This is a genomic window from Mesorhizobium sp. M0145, from assembly GCF_040322355.1.
GTDB lineage: Bacteria > Pseudomonadota > Alphaproteobacteria > Rhizobiales > Rhizobiaceae > Mesorhizobium.
The window spans coordinates 225,291-242,200 of record NZ_JAMYTK010000001.1 but is presented as its reverse complement, the minus strand read 5'-3'; the positions used below and the strand labels follow the sequence as shown (position 1 = coordinate 242,200).

General features: G+C 62.6%; 16 protein-coding genes. 3 read left to right on the top strand and 13 right to left on the bottom strand.

The window, feature by feature from the left end; genetic code table 11:
• Window positions 1-18 precede the first annotated feature (18 nt).
• Entirely contained in the window at window positions 19-924 is a 906-nt protein-coding gene (gene galU / locus NKJ28_RS01265) for a UTP--glucose-1-phosphate uridylyltransferase GalU (RefSeq protein ID WP_023675387.1), read from the top strand.
• Window positions 925-1,056: 132 nt separating this feature from the next.
• Here galU and NKJ28_RS01260 read toward each other — a convergent pair whose 3' ends face one another.
• Complete coding sequence (locus NKJ28_RS01260; protein ID WP_502898194.1) at window positions 1,057-2,796, bottom strand: outer membrane beta-barrel protein; 1,740 nt, start codon at window positions 2,794-2,796, stop codon at window positions 1,057-1,059.
• Between the two features lie 177 nt (window positions 2,797-2,973).
• On the opposite strand from NKJ28_RS01260, the gene NKJ28_RS01255 reads away from it, so the two are divergent.
• On the top strand, window positions 2,974-3,975 hold the full coding sequence (locus NKJ28_RS01255) for a KpsF/GutQ family sugar-phosphate isomerase (RefSeq protein ID WP_023675389.1): 1,002 nt from the start codon (window positions 2,974-2,976) through the stop codon (window positions 3,973-3,975).
• A 7-nt stretch (window positions 3,976-3,982) separates the two neighbouring features.
• Here the strand turns inward: NKJ28_RS01255 and NKJ28_RS01250 are convergent, their stop codons facing one another.
• The 7 genes from NKJ28_RS01250 to NKJ28_RS01220 all read right to left on the bottom strand — a co-directional run bounded on the left by NKJ28_RS01250 (window position 3,983) and on the right by NKJ28_RS01220 (window position 11,877).
• Window positions 3,983-4,447 carry an NfeD family protein gene (locus NKJ28_RS01250; protein WP_023675390.1) on the bottom strand — a complete coding sequence of 155 codons (465 nt, stop codon included), beginning with the start codon at window positions 4,445-4,447 and terminating at the stop codon, window positions 3,983-3,985.
• Window positions 4,448-4,457: 10 nt separating this feature from the next.
• Entirely contained in the window at window positions 4,458-5,408 is a 951-nt protein-coding gene (locus tag NKJ28_RS01245) for an SPFH domain-containing protein (protein WP_023675391.1), read from the bottom strand.
• A 131-nt stretch (window positions 5,409-5,539) separates the two neighbouring features.
• A complete protein-coding gene (gene hemH, locus NKJ28_RS01240; RefSeq protein WP_352633666.1) occupies window positions 5,540-6,604 on the bottom strand; it encodes a ferrochelatase in 1,065 nt (354 codons plus the stop codon).
• A gap of 150 nt (window positions 6,605-6,754) precedes the next feature.
• The gene (locus NKJ28_RS01235) at window positions 6,755-8,782 is read right to left on the bottom strand and encodes a 5'-nucleotidase C-terminal domain-containing protein (protein WP_352633664.1); all 2,028 of its coding nucleotides are present in this window, start codon (window positions 8,780-8,782) and stop codon (window positions 6,755-6,757) included.
• A gap of 190 nt (window positions 8,783-8,972) precedes the next feature.
• Complete coding sequence (gene omp10, locus NKJ28_RS01230) at window positions 8,973-9,347, bottom strand: outer membrane lipoprotein Omp10 (protein WP_023720183.1); 375 nt, start codon at window positions 9,345-9,347, stop codon at window positions 8,973-8,975.
• 187 nt (window positions 9,348-9,534) lie between these two features.
• Entirely contained in the window at window positions 9,535-10,980 is a 1,446-nt protein-coding gene (locus NKJ28_RS01225; protein WP_352568136.1) for a homospermidine synthase, read from the bottom strand.
• Window positions 10,981-11,427: 447 nt separating this feature from the next.
• On the bottom strand, window positions 11,428-11,877 hold the full coding sequence (locus tag NKJ28_RS01220; RefSeq protein ID WP_352620390.1) for a substrate-binding domain-containing protein: 450 nt from the start codon (window positions 11,875-11,877) through the stop codon (window positions 11,428-11,430).
• A gap of 158 nt (window positions 11,878-12,035) precedes the next feature.
• Here NKJ28_RS01220 and NKJ28_RS01215 point away from each other — a divergent pair, with 158 nt between their 5' ends.
• On the top strand, window positions 12,036-12,479 hold the full coding sequence (locus NKJ28_RS01215) for a DUF6640 family protein (RefSeq protein ID WP_352568134.1): 444 nt from the start codon (window positions 12,036-12,038) through the stop codon (window positions 12,477-12,479).
• Between the two features lie 98 nt (window positions 12,480-12,577).
• Here the strand turns inward: NKJ28_RS01215 and NKJ28_RS01210 are convergent, their stop codons facing one another.
• The 5 genes from NKJ28_RS01210 to NKJ28_RS01190 all read right to left on the bottom strand — a co-directional run bounded on the left by NKJ28_RS01210 (window position 12,578) and on the right by NKJ28_RS01190 (window position 16,547).
• Window positions 12,578-13,516, bottom strand: coding sequence for a heme-dependent oxidative N-demethylase family protein (locus NKJ28_RS01210; protein WP_352633661.1), 939 nt, complete (start codon window positions 13,514-13,516; stop codon window positions 12,578-12,580).
• Window positions 13,513-13,800, bottom strand: coding sequence for a YciI family protein (locus NKJ28_RS01205; protein WP_023675400.1), 288 nt, complete (start codon window positions 13,798-13,800; stop codon window positions 13,513-13,515). The genes NKJ28_RS01210 and NKJ28_RS01205 overlap by 4 nt, the downstream gene beginning before the upstream one ends.
• A 17-nt stretch (window positions 13,801-13,817) precedes the next feature.
• A complete protein-coding gene (locus tag NKJ28_RS01200) occupies window positions 13,818-14,480 on the bottom strand; it encodes an aminotransferase class IV family protein (protein ID WP_352633659.1) in 663 nt (220 codons plus the stop codon).
• Window positions 14,429-15,580 carry an aminodeoxychorismate synthase component I gene (locus NKJ28_RS01195; protein ID WP_352633657.1) on the bottom strand — a complete coding sequence of 384 codons (1,152 nt, stop codon included), beginning with the start codon at window positions 15,578-15,580 and terminating at the stop codon, window positions 14,429-14,431. Before NKJ28_RS01195 ends, NKJ28_RS01200 begins: the two co-directional genes overlap by 52 nt.
• A 157-nt stretch (window positions 15,581-15,737) precedes the next feature.
• Window positions 15,738-16,547, bottom strand: a complete 810-nt coding sequence (locus NKJ28_RS01190) for a helix-hairpin-helix domain-containing protein (protein WP_023675403.1) — start codon at window positions 16,545-16,547, stop codon at window positions 15,738-15,740.
• Window positions 16,548-16,910: the final 363 nt, after the last annotated feature.

Genomic DNA, 16,910 nt, shown 5'->3' with positions numbered 1-16,910 from the left:
CAAATGGATAATTGGCACATGAAGAGAGTTCGCAAGGCAGTGTTCCCGGTTGCCGGTCTCGGCACGCGCTTTCTCCCCGCCACCAAGGCCATTCCCAAGGAAATGCTGACGGTCGTCGACAGGCCGGTCATCCAGTATGTGGTCGATGAGGCGCGCGAAGCCGGGATCGAGCATTTCATCTTTGTGACCGGCCGCAACAAGGCGGTCATCGAGGATCACTTCGATGTCCAGTTCGAGCTCTACGACACGCTTGCGCAGCGCGGCAAGGACGACCAGCTCGCCCGCCTGCAGCGGCTGCAGCCGGCGCCGGGGCAGACCAGCTTCACCCGCCAGCAGGTACCGCTCGGCCTTGGTCACGCCGTCTGGTGCGCGCGCGAGCTCGTCGGCGACGAGCCCTTTGCGCTGCTGTTGCCCGACATGATCATGCAGTCGGAAAAAAGCTGCATGAAGGACATGGTCGAGCTTTACGCCGAGACCGGCAACAACATCGTCGCCGTGCAGGAATGCGATCCGGCCGAGGCGCACAAATACGGCATTGTCGGCCGCGGCGAGGACGCGCATCACGGTTTCCGCATCACCGGCATGGTGGAAAAGCCGAAGACCGGCACGGCGCCGTCGAACCTCTACATCAACGGGCGCTATATCCTGCAGCCGGAGATATTCAAGATACTCGAAGGTCAGGAAAAAGGCGCCGGCAACGAGATCCAGCTCACCGATGCAATGCTGAAGCTGCAGAAGCAACAGTCCTTCTACGGCTACCACTACCGCGGGCGGACGTTCGACTGCGGCTCGCCCGAAGGCTTCGTCGAGGCCAACGTTGCCTTCGCACTGTGGCGCAGAGACATGAATGCCAGCATGGCCGGTGTCATTCGCACGCTTCTCGACGAACTCGCGCCGTCAGAACGCCGCGGCGTAGCCTTGTAGTTTCAACACCGGTTGCCGCGCTGATCGGCTAAAGCGCGCCGCGTTCGACCGGCCTCATGCGACGCGCTTTAGGTTCTTGTTTTACGCAAGTCGTTATCGCAAAACCGCTGCACACTTTTGCGCGACATGCATTTAGCGCTGCAACTTCAAGCCGACGAAGATACTGTTGGCCGTGTAGTCGCGCCCAACCAGGTTGCTGGTCAGTTTTTCAGTCCTGGCGCGGGTGGTGAGCCCGGTGTAGCGGTTCAGCCACCACGTCAGCCCAGCCTCGGCGCTCAGCGTCAAATCATGATCGTCGGAGCCGGTATAGTCGCGCCATTCAAGGCCGAGAGCGGCATTTCCGGTCAGGTTGGCGCGGATCTGCCGCTCGCCGGTGAGGCTGCCGGAATAGAGCATGTCGCCGCTTTCGCCCGCATTCGTCGTGTTCTCGGCGGTCGTCTGTGCGGTGAGCCCGATCGTGGTGCCGCGTTCCGGCGACCATTTGAGATCGGCATTGACCGTCGCGCCCGAAATAGCCGGCAGGGCATCGTCGTCGATAGCTTCGCGCAGCCAGCCGACCGAGAACTCGCCGCTAAGCTTCTCGCGGAGATCGAGCTCGACGCCGGCCCGTGCGCCAAGCCTGGTCGAGGAGCGCTGGAAGCCGTTTGGATCGACGCGCAAATCATAAGCGCGCCGGCCGATCTCGATTTCGGTGAACGGGGTGATGGCAGGCGAGATCTCGTAACCGGTACGCAAAATGGCCGTGTAGAGCGTCGAGTCGCGGCCCTTCTGCGACAGCGATCCGCCCGACGAAAGCTTGGCGTCGCCAAAGATGTCGTGCTCGACCGCGCCAGTCAGCGCGAAGCGCATTTTGCCGGCATCCTTCTCGACGGCGAGACTGCCGTTCACGGTCTGGCGCACCGGCTGGCCAACGGCGCCGACGACCGCGTCCGGCGCCGAGGCCGATTCGGGCAAGGCCTCATAGCCCAGCTTGGCGATGGCGCGCAGATCATTGTCGAGATCGATGTTGAGTGTGCCGTCGACGCGGCCTTGCGCCTCGTGAATGTCATAGCCGGACAAGGTTTCGCGGAAGATGCCATAGCCCTCAACCGTCGCCGAATTCTCCCGCCAGTCGGAGACGGCGTTGAAGCGCAGCGTCGTTTCCGACAGCAAGGCCGGCTTGCCGAGGCTGCTCGAATCGGCGTTTGTCGAAGACGTCAGGCCTTGCTCGAGCGTCGGCCGGATCACGAAGGAGCCGAGCTTGATGCCGGTGGCGGCGAACGGGTCGTCCTCGTTCTTGTTGTCCTGGCCTTCGATGGCTTCGGTGCGCTCGGCGCCAGGGTCGAGCTTGAGCCTCTCGGCGGAATCGATGGTGACGGCACGGCGGTTGACCGTATCCTGCTCGTCTATGGCGGCGGTATCGGTGTCGTCGGTCGCCGCCGCGGCTGCAGTCGCGGTTCTCTTGCGCTTCTGGCTGTCAGCGGTCTCGTCTTCGGCGTTGGCCGCATTGGCGGCGCGTTGCGTCGCGCTTGGCCGCCGTCGGGGGGGCGGAGCAGGGTTGTCGGGAAATGGATCGCCGCTGGCCGCTGGTTGATCGAAAGTGCCGCCGGTTGTGGCCGCCTCGCCCGTGCCGTCGTCAGGCAACGCCCCTTGGCTGGCCGGGCGATAGGTAGGCAGCGGCGTATTGTCGTTGGCGGTTGCAGCAGCCTGCGCGGCTTGGATTCCGGCTATGCTCGATTGCCTGATCTTGTACTGCTGGTCGTCCAGGATTGTCGATTCCGAAACCTCGCCGCGCAGCTCGGTTTCCTGGGCGCAAAGCAGTGCCGGCCGCGACAACGCAAAGACACTGGTTGCCAGCAGCAAAGCGCAGACCGCCTTGCCCTTTCGTCCCATTTTGTTTTGAGGCTGAAACCCGGACATCGGCACCACTGCTTGCGCGGCGCACGGGCGCCATACTTACGAAACCGTAAATGGGGATGGTTAACGGAGCGTTGAGGCATGGCCCGTCAGGAGGTTCGGGACGGCAATTCCGTTGGACAGGCGCGCGCCGAAGCGCTAATCGCATCGTCCATGGACGTGAAATCCCCAGACAGGAAGCGGCATGACGGGCAGGCCGCGATTGCCTCGGCGCTGAGAACCGTGGCGACGGAGCAGGCCGGCGTCGCGGCACTGGCAGACGCTCTCGAAAACGGGCTGGCCGAGCCGTTCGCACGAGCCGTCGGCATGGTGTCGCAGATCGATGGCCGCGTCATCGTCACCGGGGTCGGCAAAAGCGGCCATATCGGCTCGAAGATCGCCGCAACGCTCGCCTCGACCGGCACGCCGGCCTTCTTCGTCCACCCTGCCGAAGCCAATCACGGCGACCTTGGCATGATCGCCAGAAACGACGCCATAATCGCGCTTTCGTGGTCGGGCGAAAGCCTTGAGCTCAAGGGCATCATCGCCTATTCGAGGCGCTTCTCGATCCCGCTGGTCGCGGTCACCGCGGGTGAAAAATCGGCTCTGGCGCGCGCGGCCGACGTTGTGCTTCTGCTGCCGCGAGCACCGGAAGCCTGCCCGCACGGGCTTGCGCCGACGACCTCGACACTATTGCAAATGGTGATGGGCGATGCGCTGGCCATCGCGCTCCTCGAGGCACGCGGCTTCACCCCGGACCATTTCCGCACGTTCCATCCCGGCGGCCAGCTCGGAGCCAACCTGACGCAGATCCGCGAGATCATGCATGTCGGCGACAGGCTGCCGCTGGTGTCGTCAGGTACCGGCATGCGCGAGGCAATCCTCGAATTGTCGCGCAAGGGGTTTGGCTGCGTGGCCGTGACTGCCGCGGACGGCAAGCTGATCGGCATCATCACCGATGGCGACATCAGGCGCCATATCGGCAGCGATCTCCTGGCAATGAGCGTCGATCAGGTGATGACCAGAGAGCCGAAAATGGCCGCGCCCGACACGCTTGTTGCGACGGCGCTGCAGACGATCAACGACTCGGCTATCACCAGCCTGATGGTGGTCGAAGGCAGGCGGCCGATCGGGCTCGTCCATCTGCACGACCTGCTGCGCATCGGTGCTGCCTAGCGGGCTTCTAGACCGCCTCGACCGTCAGTTCCAGGTCGGTATCAGCGGCGCCCGTCACGCGCACTTGCGTGCCGGCCGGCAGGTCAGGGCCGGAGACGCGCCACAACGTGTCGCCCAGCTTTACGCGGCCGCGCCCGTCCTTGATCGGCTCGGCAAGGGTCGCCGTCCGGCCGACCATCTGTGCGCCGCGACGGTTGAGCAGGGGCTGGTCGGTTTCATCATGGCGCCCGCCCACCAGCCGCTTGCCGACATAGGCCGAGACCAGCGACAGCGCGAGGAAGGCGAGGACCTGGACTTGCCAGGTCCAGAAACCGGCATCCCAGATGAGCAGTGAGACGACGCCGATCAACAGCGCGGCAATGCCGATCCATAGCATGAAAATGCCCGGCGCGATGACCTCCATTACCAGCAGGACGAAGCCGAGGACCATCCAGCTCCACGGGCCGAGTTCGGAAACAATGCGGTCGAGCATGGCTGTGGCCTCAGGTTTCGCTCGGACGAACGACCGGCGGGCGGGCGGCCCGTCGTGCGGCACCGGCGGTGCCTTCGCTTCGGAAAACTTCCTTGGCGATTTCGCCAATACCGCCGAGCGTGCCGATCAGCGATGAGGCCTCCATCGGCATCAGCACGAGCTTGCTATTTGTCGCTGAGCCGATCTTGGTCAGCGCTTCGGTGTATTTCAGCGCGACGAAGTAGTTGAGCGCCTGCACGTCGCCTTTGGAAATCGCCTCCGACACCACCTGCGTGGCGCGTGCTTCAGCCTCGGCCGAGCGCTCGCGCGCCTCGGCATCGCGGAAGGCGGCTTCCTTGCGGCCTTCGGCCTCCAGGATCTGCGATTGCTTGAGGCCTTCGGCGGCGAGGATCTGCGCGCGCTTATTGCGCTCGGCCATCATCTGTCGGCCCATCGATTCGACGAGATTGGCCGGCGGGTTGATGTCCTTGATCTCGACACGAGTGATCTTGATGCCCCAGGGATGCGCCGCCTCGTCAACGACGCGCAGCAGGCGCTCGTTGATGGCGTCGCGGTTCGACAAAAGTTCGTCGAGGTCCATCGAGCCCATCACGGTGCGGATGTTGGTCATCGTGAGATTGAGAATCGCATTCTGCAGGCCGGAGACCTGGTAGGCGGCCTGCGCCGCGTTGAGCACCTGATAGAAGGCGATGCCATCGACGGCAACGGTGGCATTGTCGCGGGTGATGATCTCCTGCGTCGGAACGTCGAGCACCTGCTCCATCATGTTCATCTTGGCGCCGACACGGTCGACGAAAGGCACGATCAGGTTGAGGCCTGGGTTCAATGTCTTGGTGTAACGGCCAAAACGTTCGACGGTATAATTATAGCCTTGCGGAATTGTTCGGATGCCCTTGATAAGCACCAGCACGACAAGGGCGACAAGAACAAGAAGCGCGATATCAAAACCACTGAAACCCATTTGGCTCTCCCCTCAAAGGCCGGCCATGTTGGATATTCCACGCGACCGATTCCCATCAAACACTTAAGTGTGTTTCAGCAATGTTACAATCAGGTGATCACGGATTGCGGGTGCATAGACGGGTGATCTGTTCAGGCCCAGCCGGACAGCTCGCGCCGCACCATCGCCTCGATCACCGCCATGCCCTCGGCACTGTCGTTGAGGCAAGGGATGTGTGCGAACTTTTCGCCGCCGGCATGATGGAAGGTCTCGGACGCTTCCCTGCCGATCTCGTCCAGCGTCTCGATGCAGTCGACGGAAAATCCTGGATTGACGATGGCGACCGATTTCACGCCTTCGCGCCCTAGTCTTTCGACCGTCTTGTCGGTGTAGGGCTGCAGCCACTCCTGCGCGCCGAAGCGCGACTGGAAGGTGGTAATCAGCTTGTTTTCATCCCAGCCGAGCTTTTCGCGCAGCAGTCGGGTCGTCTCGAGGCAATGGGCCTGGTAGGGGTCGCCCTTGTCGGAATAGGGTTTCGGAATGCCGTGATAGGAAGCGATGACAATTTCCGGTTCGAAGTCGAGGCTCGCCAGATGCTTTTCGATCGAACGGGCGAGCGCCTCGATATAGGCCGGCTCGTTGTAATAGGGTGGCACGCTGCGAATGGCCGGGGCGCGGCGCATCTTCATCAGCGCGCGAAACAGCTGGTCGTTGGCAGTCGCAGTCGTCGTCGCCGAATATTGCGGATAGAGCGGGAAAGACAGGATGCGGTCGCAGCCTTGCTCGACCAGTCTCTCGGCCACGCTCTCGGTCGAAGGGTTGCCGTAGCGCATCGCCCAGTCGACGACGACATTGGGTAGCTCGCCGAGCGCGAGCGCGAGCTTCTCGGCCTGGGCGCGGGTGTAGGTTCGCAGCGGCGACTCGTTGCGCTCCCGGTTCCATATCCTGGCATAGTTGGCCCCTGATTTCTTCGGCCGGGTGGTGAGGACCACGCCGTAGAGGATCGGATACCAGATCGCCTTGTTGAGCTCGATGACGCGCGGATCGGACAGGAACTCCCGGAGGTAGCGCCACATCGGCTTGAAGCCGGTGCCGTCCGGGGTGCCGAGATTGATCAGCATGACACCGACCTTGCCGGTCCTGACCAGAGGGCGCCCTGCCGACGGCGAGGCGGCAGTCTTCTCGCCTTTGATTTCAGCAGGGTTGGCAAGCGTCATGAGGTTCTCCAACACCGCGAACCAACGGTGCCGCGGCGAAAGTAGCGATGCCGCGCCGGTTTTCAAATGCTGCGTCTGGCCGCACCTTATCCCAGAAATGCAAGACCCGCCCGGTCTGCCGGGCGGGTGCATTGCGTTCCTGCGGCCGGATTACTTCGAGGCCGCCGGGATCGTCAAGGTTGCGCCGACCGGAAGGCGGCGTGGCTCGTAGGCTTTGTTGGCATCGGAGATTATTTTCCATTTGGTGCCGTCGCCATAAGCCTTCACCGCGAGATCCCAATAGGTATCGCCGGCGACGATTACATGGCTGCTTTCGGCCGGTGCCGGCTCAGCCGGAGCAGGGGTCGCCGGAGCCGGTGTGGCCGGAGCCGCAGGTGCCGCCGGCTGGGCCGGCTCGGCGGGTGCGGGTGCCGGCGCTGTTTCAGCCGGGACGGCCGGCGGGGTCTTGGAAATGTCGCCGGAGCCGGCCGGCATTTCGGGCATTGCCGGCTCAACGGGCTTTGCCGGCGCAGCCTCAGCAGGTTTTGGCGGTTCGGCAGGGTTGGCAGGTTCTGCGGCCGGGGCCACGGTCGCGGCGATCTCGGTGATGCGGCCGTCGAGCTTCGGCGTATAGGGCCGGTGCGCGCCTAGGTAGTCGGCGACGACCTGTTCCAGCCCCGGGCCGTAATCATAGGCGTTCTTGGCCTTCTCGGCGAACACCTTGTAGCCGTCGCCGCCCTGGCGGACATAGTTGTTGGTGGCGACCAGGTAATCCTTGTCCGGCTTAATCGGCGTCCAGGCGCCGCCTTCCATGACCTCGACCGATTTGACTCGCCCGTTAGGCGGCGCCGATTTGTCGAACGCATATTTCAGGCCGGCAACCTGCGGGAAGCGCCCGGCGCCGTCCTCGATCTGGCTGAGGCCGCTTTCGAGGCCGGCAACCAAATCCTTGCCGGAGATCTGGAAGGTCGCCAGCGTATTCTGAAACGGCAGGACGGTGAGAACCTCGCCCATGGTGACGGTGCCCTGGTCGATGGAGGCGCGCAAGCCGCCGCCATTCGAGATGACGATCTCGACACCTTGGCCCTTGACCCGGTCGAGGACGGCGTCGGAGACCAGATTGCCCATCTCGCATTCGCGGGCGCGGCAGTTTTCACGACTGCCGTCGATCGCCTTGGTGGTCTCGGCGACTTCCTTGTTCTTCAAGGCCTCGATCGGCGCGCCGAGTTCCTTGATGCGGGCAAGCACGGCGGGGTCGGGCGTGATCGATTTGTCGAGATGGATGGGATCGCCGCTTGCCTCCTTGACGACGCCGTTGTCGTCGAACACGACCTTGAACTCGCCGAGATATTTCGAATAGGACGCCGCCTGCACGACCGGCACTTTGTAACCGTCCGGATTGTCGACCATCGTCGGATATGGGCCTTCCGCCTTGGGGTCGGTGTTGGACAGCAGCGAATGGCTGTGGCCGCCGACCACCACGTCGATGCCCGGGATCTTGGCGATCACGTCGCGCTCGCGCTTGTAGCCGATATGGGTGACCGCGATGATCTTGTTGACGCCCTCTCGCTTCAGTTTCTCGACCTCAGCGGTGATCGACTTGACGTCGTCTTCGATGGCAATGTTCGGGCCAGGGGTGGCAAGCTCCGGCGTGTCGTTGGTGACCGCGCCGACGATCCCGATCTTCTGGCCGCCGACCTCGACCACGATCGACGGCTTGACGCGGTCGCCGAGCTTGGATTGCGCATTGGCCTTCACATTGGCGCCGAGCACCGGAAACTGGATCATGTCGAGAAACGGCGCCAGCGCCGACTCGCCATCGTCGAACTCATGGTTGCCCAGAGCCTCGGCATCGAATTTCATCTGGTTGAGGAATTCGCCTTCGGTCTTGCCTTTGTAGGTCGTGTAGAAGAGCGAGCCCTGGAAATTGTCGCCGGCGCTGAGCAGCAGCACGTTCTGGCCTTCCAGCTTCTTGCGCTCCTGCGCGATAGCGGTGACTAGGCGGCCGGCGCCGCCGACGCATTCGCCCTTGGTCTCCTCCTCGGCCGAGCAGGTCGATTCGTACTTGTTGTTGCTCTCGATGCGGCTATGCCAGTCGTTGATGTGCAGGATGTTGAGCGTGTAGTCGGCAAAGGATACCCCTGCCGACAGGCCAAGCGCCGATGCCGACAGCGCGGCGATGGCAGCAATCTTCTTCATTCTCGTCTCCCGGATAACCTGACCAGAGGCGTTTAACGCTCTTGTTTGACTGGGATGTAACAGCCCTCTTGGGCTATGTTCACATCGTGTTTCAGTCGATGCAAGCGGAAATCGGCATCAGCTTTGCCGGCGCAAGAAGACGGCGGCTTGAAGCCGCCGCCCTTGTGCAAAGTAAATTCGGAATCGGATTTCAGGTGCGCCTGGTCAGCACAAAATTCTGCCCGCTCGCGCTGGTGCAATTGAGCTGGCTGGTGGAGACCATCAGGCAGTTGAAGCTGATCGGCGTCTGGCGGATCAGCGAAGTGCCATGAATCTCGACCGAGGTGCCGCCGGTCATGGTGTAGCTGCCATCGGCAAGCTTCTGGCCGGTGTCGGTTGCGACGGTCGCGAAGCTGCCGCCCTTGAAGGTGGACAAGCCCGTGCCCTGCGCGTCGATCCAGGAGCCTTCAACCCCCTTGGCCGTGATCACCGGCGGCTCGCCTGGGCCGGTTGTCGTGCAGGCCGCCAACGCGACCGTAGCGGCCGCGGCAATGCCAGCCGAAAGCAGTCTTTGCGCAATCGTCATCTTCAAGATCCTCTCCTCTCGCATCGGCCCGAAAATCGATCCGATTTTCGGAAAGCACGATGCGCACATTCAAAGTGCTAGAGCGTACTTTGTGCGTCCAAATGGACGCACGTCGCTCTAGGCCGCCCCTCTTCAATCGCCCGATTTCCGGGCGATTGCAAGCTGGCGGAGTGTCCAGGCAACGCTGCTATCGAACGAGGATGTTGCGGAATTGCCACGGGTCTTTGGTGTCGAGATCCTCGGGAAACAGACCAGGCCGATTGTCGAGCGGTGTCCAGTCGGTATAATAGCTCCTGACCGGCCCGAGATATGGGTTCTGCACGTCGAGGCAGCGCTTGTAATCCATCTCGTCGGCTTCGACGATGCCGGCCTCGGGATTTTCCAGCGCCCAGACCATGCCGGCCAGCACCGCCGACGTGACCTGCATGCCCGTAGCATTCTGATAGGGCGCCAGCTTGCGCGCCTCGGCCAGCGACAGCTGCGAGCCGTACCAGTAGGCGTTCTTGGCGTGGCCGTAGAGCAGCACGCCGAGTTCGTCGACGCCATCGACCAGTTCATTTTCGTCGAGCACGTGATGCACGGGCTGAGCCTTGCCGGCGACACCGAACATCTCGTGCAGCGACAGCACTGCGTCGTTGCAGGGATGATAGGCGTAATGGCAGGTCGGCCGGTATTGCACCTTGCCCTTCTTGCCGCGCAAGGTGAAAAAATCGGCGATCGAGATCGCTTCGTTGTGTGTCACCAGGAAACCGTATTGCGGGCCGGGCGTCGGACACCATGTGCGCACGCGTGTATTGGCGCCGGGCTGCTCCAGATAGATCGCGGCCTTCGAACCGTTCTTGTGGCTTTTGGCGTTCTTCGGCATCCACGCCTCATGCGTGCCCCAGCCGAGCTCGGCCGGCTGCAGCCCTTCCGAAATGAAGCCTTCGACCGACCAGGTGTTCCAGAACACGTTCATCGGCTTGGGCTTCTTGGTGCGCTGGGTGTCGCGCTCGGCGATATGGATGCCCTTGACGCCGGCCTTCTTCATCAGCCTGGCCCAGCCTTCGCGATCGTGCTGCGCGGGTTCCGAGAAGTCGAAGCCAAGATCTGTGGCGAGATTGACCAGTGCCTGCTTGACGAACCACGAGACCATGCCCGGATTGGCGCCGCAGCACGAGATCGCCGTGGTGCCGCCCGGGCTCTTCGCGATTTCAGTACGTACGGTCTCGCGCAGCGCATAGTTGGTGCGTGAGGCGTTGTCGGCCTTTTCGTCGAAATAAAAGCCGAGCCAGGGCTCGACCACCGTGTCGATATAGAGGACACCAAGCTTGCGGCAGAGCTTCATCAACTCGAGCGAGGAAGTGTCGACCGACAGGTTGACGCAAAAGCCCTGGCCGCCGCCATTGGTCAAAAGCGGTGTCAGCAGCTTCTTGTAGTTCTTTTTGGTCACTGCATCCTGCATGAAAGTGATGCCGCGCTCGTCAAGCAATTTGCGGTCGGCGTCGCGCGGGTCGATGACCGTCATGCGCGACTTGTCGAATTTGAAATGGCGCTCGATCAGCGGCAGCGTTCCCCGTCCGATCGAGCCGAAGCCGATCATCACGACAGGGCCGGTGATCTCACCGTAAACGGGCCAGTTTTCATTCGCCATTTATCGATTACTCCCTCAAAAAACGCTTCGGAACAGCGGCTTGGCCGCGGCGCGACAAACCATAGATCATTGTCACAATAAAGCGAAAAGCGGACGGCCGGCGTTACACCGCGCCATCCCGGCTACGGCTCGACCAGTCTTGCGAATTCAGGCTTGAAGAGGTCACGTGCCTCGGAGACCGCCAGGTCCAGCAGATCGTCGGCGCAGGCCTCGGCTCCGCCTCAGCTGCTATCGACAGTACCAGGATCGCGGCCATGAACGTGACCGGCCTGCCAAGATGCTGGATCATTGTTCCCCCAAGCCACAAGTTACAGTTGTCTTCCGCCGACAGTCACGGTCGGCTGTCAGGCCCTTATAGTCAAGTTGTGCCCCGTTCAGTGCCAGACGCTGCTCAGCGAAAAGACGCTGCCAGCGCCGCCCCAGATGCGGATGGCGCATCCGCGCGTTTCAGCGGATTTTTGCCCTCGGCGCGGCTGTGGAGGCTCGAACCACCAGTTCTACCGGCAGAACGACCTGGCGGGGGGCTTCATTGTCAATAACCATTCGGGCGGCAAGCCTGCCTTTTCCGATCACGTCTTGCGCCACAGTGGTCATCGGAGGCGTGGTGCGTGCGGATTCAGCAGTCCCATCGAAGCCAACGACCGATACGTGGCCCGGCACGCCGATGCCGCGGCGAACCGCCTCGTCCAGTATTGTGATCGCCTGCCAATCCGACATGGTCAGGATCGCGGTTGCTTCAGGCGCCCTGTCGAACACCACTGCTCCGGCAGATGGCTCGCCTGGGATCGTCTCGAGGATCGGGACATCGTCGATCGACAAATTCGCCTCCGCCAAACCCTGTTTGAAACCGTCGAGCCTTTCATCGTCGAGCGGGAAGCCGGCCAGAAGCGGGCGCATTGCCTGTCCGGGCATGTGGACAATCGGTGGGCCGGGAGTCCGTCGCACCGAAAGGATGGCAGGGGATCGTCCATAATTATGCGCGGCTGGCCGATGGGCAGCTCTTCTGTGCCCAGGGTGCCATTCAAGTCGTTCCGGCGTGAGGGGAGGAAAATGCGATGGAACTCGCTTATGACAGTCATCTGCTTGCTCGAATTCTGCTAAGCGTCGCGACTGTGGGTTACGGTGTAGCGACGATCAAAGCCGACTTGAACGCCACACATGCAACCAATCCGTTGTGGACCCCACACGCCCGGTTTCATGTCGTCTGGCAGGTGCTGAGCTACACCGGAGTGGCGCTGATTGCGCTCGGACTTATCTGGATCAAGGGACAACTCGAAGCCGAGCGGCTCTATCTCGCCGGGGGATTGGCCGCGGCTATGTATGGAGCATTCTTCGCGGCCATGCTCTCGCGGCCGATCTATGGCGGCGTGCTGTATGACGAGAACGGCTATCTGCCGTTCCGGCCGCCGTTTGGACCGGCGGGCTGGCGGTGGGACGTCAACGTCACCGTCTTTACCGCGATGTCCGCGATCCTGCTGCTGGGCCTGGCTGCGATTTAGGGCAATTCCAGGAAAGGTGTGAAACGGTTTTCCGTCCGGGATTGCGCAGAAACAAAGAGATAGAGCGGTTCGGCGTTTCCGTGAGACGATGAACTGCTCTAGGACAGCGCCAGCGCCCTGAGCCACGCGACCAGCCGGTCACGGTCGGCGGTCATCCCCTTGTAGTCGAGTTGTGCCTCGTCCAGCGCCAGAAGTTGTTCGGCCAAGGACGCCGCGAGCGCCGCGCGGTCGGGGTGGCGTTCCAGCACGGCGAGCGGGTCGAGATGGATGCGGATGGTGAAGAGTACGTCGCCCGAAACGGGGAGCTTTCTCAGCGTCTGCCGCTCGACCCGGATAAAGACATGGGCGTCGATGTCGCCGTCCGGGAATCTCGACGGGCGACTGCTGGCGCGGTCGATACGTTCGAGGTTGGAGAGCGGATGGTAGAGCGCGTCGCCCGCCTGGATCGACCAGTTGTAGCGCTCGACGGCTTGGCCCTGGAGGCCGTCGAACATGCGGTTGATGAGATCGGCCGGGCGTGTGCCCGGGCCGAAACCCGGTACCGGCGCGTGGATCTGCTGCAGCGGCTTGCCGAATTTTTCGATCAGCGACCATGACGAGGGGAAGCAGAGCGAGCCGGCCGCCAGACGCCAGCCGCTGTCGTCGCGGCGCATCAGGATCAAATCCTCCTGCACAAGCAGCGAGGCCGCGACAAGCGGCGCATCGCTGAAAGAAGCTGCGGTGCCCGAGCCTTCGAGATCGTCGGTGCCGCCGATCACCTCGATCGCATTGTCGGTACGCCTGTGGGTCTCAGGAAAGTTCGCCGCCAGATGCGCACCGAGCAGATCGAGCACTTCGCGCTGAGCGTCGCGCGTTGTTTGCTCCTCGACAAAAACCTTGCCGGGAATTTCCGCATAGAGCCGGCGTTTTTCGGCAAGATAGGGCAGCAGATATTCGTCGACCTCGATCCAGCTATCGAGATTGAGCGGCTTCAGCCCGATGGTGAACAGTTTCGACGAGCCGTCATAGGGTGTGTGGGTCGGTGTGCGGAAACTCATGCTTCTTTGTAGGCTTCCAGTGCGGCAGCGGCCATTCTCGCCGTGAATTCGGTGATTTCGTAATCGGCGGCACCTGCCTTGGCGAAGGGATCGTCCGCCAGTCTGGCATCGAGCTCCTCGCGTGGACCGCGCGCGATGATGATGCCGCCGGTCCTTGGCCGCTTTGGCCCGGAGGCGACAAAGATACCTTGCGCATAGCAGGCCTTCAGCCACTCGACATGCGCTTGCTGCAGGCGGTCGATCTCGGTCAGCGGCACCTTGTAGTTCAGCGAAACCACGAACATTGTTGTCTCCAGATGCCTCAGCCCAGCCGCGCCGGGATCAATCCGCGCAGCGAGTTGCCGACGAACAGCGCCTTGGCCGATTTCAGTTCGTTCCACGTGTAGACCGCTTCACCGGCGCGGCCTTGATCCAGCAGTTCGCCGCGCAGGACGCCAGGCAGCAGGCCGCAATCGAGCCGCGGCGTGGCCAGCACGCCGTCGCCGAAATCGGCAAAGACATTGGTGATCGTGCCCTCGCAGATTTCGCCGCGCTCATTGGCGAGCAGCACCTCGTCGGCGCGCCCGGCGAGATATTCGGCGCGGGCGCGCGTATAGGTTTGTCGGCGGCTGGTCTTGTGGCGCAGCAGCATATCGCTCGAATCAAGCCGCACGCGCGCCAGCTGCAGGGTCCAGACCTTGTCTGCGGCGAGCGGCTCGTAGGGCTGCACCGACACCGCCACTTCGCCCTTGCGCGACAGGCCGAGGCGAGTGCGCAATGCGATGTGCTGGCGGCCGATCGCATTCATCAGCGCTTCGCCGATCCTTTGCGGGTCGCAGGCGAAGCTGAGTTCGCTTGCCGAACCGTAAAGCCGCGCGAGATGGCGGTCGAAACGGAGGAAACCCGAGCCGGGTTCCCAGCGCATAGTTTCGATCAGTTCGAAATCGGCAGTGTTCCCGTCGCGAAACGGGCTTTCAGCAGACACTCCTGGTACTCCTCTTCGGCTGTCGAATCGAAGACGACGCCGCCGCCGACATTGTAGACCGCCTCGCCATTGGCAAAGAGCGAGATGGTGCGTATCGCCACCGAAAAGCGCATCCGGCCGCCGGGCGCGATCCAGCCTATGGCACCGCAGTAGACATTGCGCGGGCCACTTTCCAGCGCGCGCAGAATTTCCATAGCGCGGATCTTCGGTGCGCCGGTAATCGAGCCGCAGGGGAACAGCGCGGCGAAAATCTGGCGGATGGCGAGGCCGGGCAAGAGTTTCGCCCGCACACGGCTCACCATCTGGTGGACGGTCGGGTAGCTCTCGATGCGGAAAAGCTCCGGCACATCGAGCGTGCCAACCTCGCTGATCAGTGAAATGTCGTTGCGCAGGAGATCGACAATCATCCGGTTCTCGGCCTGGTTCTTCTCGTCGTTGCGCAAGAACGCTTTCAGGCGATCGTCCTCGGCTTTTGTTGCGCCGCGCGGCGCGGTGCCCTTCATCGGATGCGTCTCGATCATGCCTTCCGCGTCCACCTCGAAGAACAGTTCGGGCGAACGCGACAAGACGATCGGATCGCCGAGCGCGACCAGCGCCCCATACTTCACCGGCTGGCGTTCGGTCAGCGCGTCGAAGGCGACCAGCGGATCGCCCGACCATTGTGCGTGGACCGGAAAGGTCAGATTGCCCTGGTAGCAGTCGCCCTTGCGGATATGGTCATGCAGCCTGGCAAAGCGTTTGGCGTAGTCGTCCGAAGACCAGGCTGCCTTGGCGTCGAAGATTGGGCCGTTGCTAGCCGGCAGATCGCCTGGCGCGATCGTCTCCTCGACTGGCGCGTCGAACACGCCGAGGCAGAAAAGCGGGGCGCGGCGGCCGGCCGGCAGCAGCGGAACGAGCTTGGGTTCGAGCAGGTAACCGGCCTCGTAGGAGAAATAACCGGCCAGCCATTTGCCGCCGTCATGTGCTACCTGCGCGGCTTCCAGCGCAGGCAAAAAGTCCGCCTCGCCATGCGCTGCGATTATCTCGGCCGGCCGGTCGAAAACGAGCTGCCGCGCGGTCTCGTCGTTCCTGAAAATTGCAAAGGGCAGGGGCAGGGACATAAGGCTCGAATGCTGCGGTCACCAGCGATCGATCTATATGGGGGCTCGACCGTGTGCAATCGAGGGAGCGGCGTCTCAAGACGCAAAGGCGCGGCGGCAAAAACAAATGCGGCGCCAGTGGGCGCCGCCTTGTTCCAAAATGCCACCTTGCGATGGATCAGGTGTTGCTGGCTTCCCCCGCGGTCGGGAAGCGGCGCGCAAATTCCTTCTCGTCACCGGCGGCAAGCAGTTTCGCCTGCTCGATCCAGCGTTCACGTTCGATACGGCCGTCGAAATTCAACGTCGCCTCGATCCGCTTGACATCGTCGGGTGTCCAGGCGGCGATCTGGGCATAGGTCGTGACCCCAAGCCCTTTGAGCAGCCGCTCGTTGGTCGGGCCGATGCCGATCAGGCGACGCAGATCGTTGGCTTTGCCTGCCGCGGTGGCTGTTGCCTTGCCGGTCGCGGCTTTCTTTGCAGATGGCGCTGCCTTGCTTGCCGCCGGCGCAGCCTTGCTTGCCGCTGGCGCGGTCGTCGGCGCGGCGCTCGCTTTCGATGCAGGCGGTTTCGGTGTTGCCGTTTTCGCGGCACTTGCGCGTGGCGCGGTCGCGGCCTTCGCCGTTGCAGATTTCTTCGGCGCCGGTTTGGCCGGTGCGGATGTCGACATCAGCGTTGACGGCGCCTGCATCGCGGCTTTGGTCGCGCCGGTCTTGGCGGCTGGCGCCTTGGCTGTTGCCGCCTTCGCGGTTGGCGCCTGGGTGGTTTTCGCCTCGCCCAGCCGGCGTTCGAGATCGGCGCGGGCGCGGCCGCATGCATCCAACTCACCGGTCAGACGGTCGCTATCGGCCCGCAATCTGTCGCGTTCGCTGCGCGTGCGGTCTAGATCGCCGCGCAAACTGTCGAGTTCGCCACGCAGGCGTCCCCAAATGAACCAGCCAACCAACACACCTACCAGGAACGCCAGGAGCATGTAGAAAAAAGTGCCCATTGTCTTTCTCTCTCCAGTCCGATCCGTCCGCCCTGGCCTGTGGAGCCATGACCTCGGCGAAGGACCATTCGATGGTGGTTCCGCAATTTGCAGAACAGCCGGCTTCGATCGAGCTGTCGGCGACCGGTTTGCCCCTGGCCAACAACCGTTGTCGCATCCGCCGACACGCCATGACCGGTCGGGATTTTCCGACCGGATCCATTCGTGCCCGGCTGAGCTTGAGGGCGGACGCTATCATACAGCTTACGGGAATCTAACGGAAAACTTCCATGGAAAGTTATTTAAGAACAAATATCCAAGACAAGAATAGAACCATCGCCAATATGCATTGCAGCTAAACTGTTCTGGAAAACCCGGTCATCC

What these genes read in the sequence shown, in the direction of transcription:
- galU (WP_023675387.1), top strand. Translation starts at nt 19, where the DNA reads ATGAAGAGAGTTCGCAAGGCAGTGTTCCCGGTTGCCGGTCTCGGCACG.
- NKJ28_RS01260 (WP_502898194.1), bottom strand. Translation starts at nt 2,796, where the DNA reads ATGGGACGAAAGGGCAAGGCGGTCTGCGCTTTGCTGCTGGCAACCAGT.
- NKJ28_RS01255 (WP_023675389.1), top strand. Translation starts at nt 2,974, where the DNA reads ATGGACGTGAAATCCCCAGACAGGAAGCGGCATGACGGGCAGGCCGCG.
- NKJ28_RS01250 (WP_023675390.1), bottom strand. Translation starts at nt 4,447, where the DNA reads ATGCTCGACCGCATTGTTTCCGAACTCGGCCCGTGGAGCTGGATGGTC.
- NKJ28_RS01245 (WP_023675391.1), bottom strand. Translation starts at nt 5,408, where the DNA reads ATGGGTTTCAGTGGTTTTGATATCGCGCTTCTTGTTCTTGTCGCCCTT.
- hemH (WP_352633666.1), bottom strand. Translation starts at nt 6,604, where the DNA reads ATGACGCTTGCCAACCCTGCTGAAATCAAAGGCGAGAAGACTGCCGCC.
- NKJ28_RS01235 (WP_352633664.1), bottom strand. Translation starts at nt 8,782, where the DNA reads ATGAAGAAGATTGCTGCCATCGCCGCGCTGTCGGCATCGGCGCTTGGC.
- omp10 (WP_023720183.1), bottom strand. Translation starts at nt 9,347, where the DNA reads ATGACGATTGCGCAAAGACTGCTTTCGGCTGGCATTGCCGCGGCCGCT.
- NKJ28_RS01225 (WP_352568136.1), bottom strand. Translation starts at nt 10,980, where the DNA reads ATGGCGAATGAAAACTGGCCCGTTTACGGTGAGATCACCGGCCCTGTC.
- NKJ28_RS01220 (WP_352620390.1), bottom strand. Translation starts at nt 11,877, where the DNA reads ATGCGCCCGCTTCTGGCCGGCTTCCCGCTCGACGATGAAAGGCTCGAC.
- NKJ28_RS01215 (WP_352568134.1), top strand. Translation starts at nt 12,036, where the DNA reads ATGGAACTCGCTTATGACAGTCATCTGCTTGCTCGAATTCTGCTAAGC.
- NKJ28_RS01210 (WP_352633661.1), bottom strand. Translation starts at nt 13,516, where the DNA reads ATGAGTTTCCGCACACCGACCCACACACCCTATGACGGCTCGTCGAAA.
- NKJ28_RS01205 (WP_023675400.1), bottom strand. Translation starts at nt 13,800, where the DNA reads ATGTTCGTGGTTTCGCTGAACTACAAGGTGCCGCTGACCGAGATCGAC.
- NKJ28_RS01195 (WP_352633657.1), bottom strand. Translation starts at nt 15,580, where the DNA reads ATGTCCCTGCCCCTGCCCTTTGCAATTTTCAGGAACGACGAGACCGCG.
- NKJ28_RS01190 (WP_023675403.1), bottom strand. Translation starts at nt 16,547, where the DNA reads ATGGGCACTTTTTTCTACATGCTCCTGGCGTTCCTGGTAGGTGTGTTG.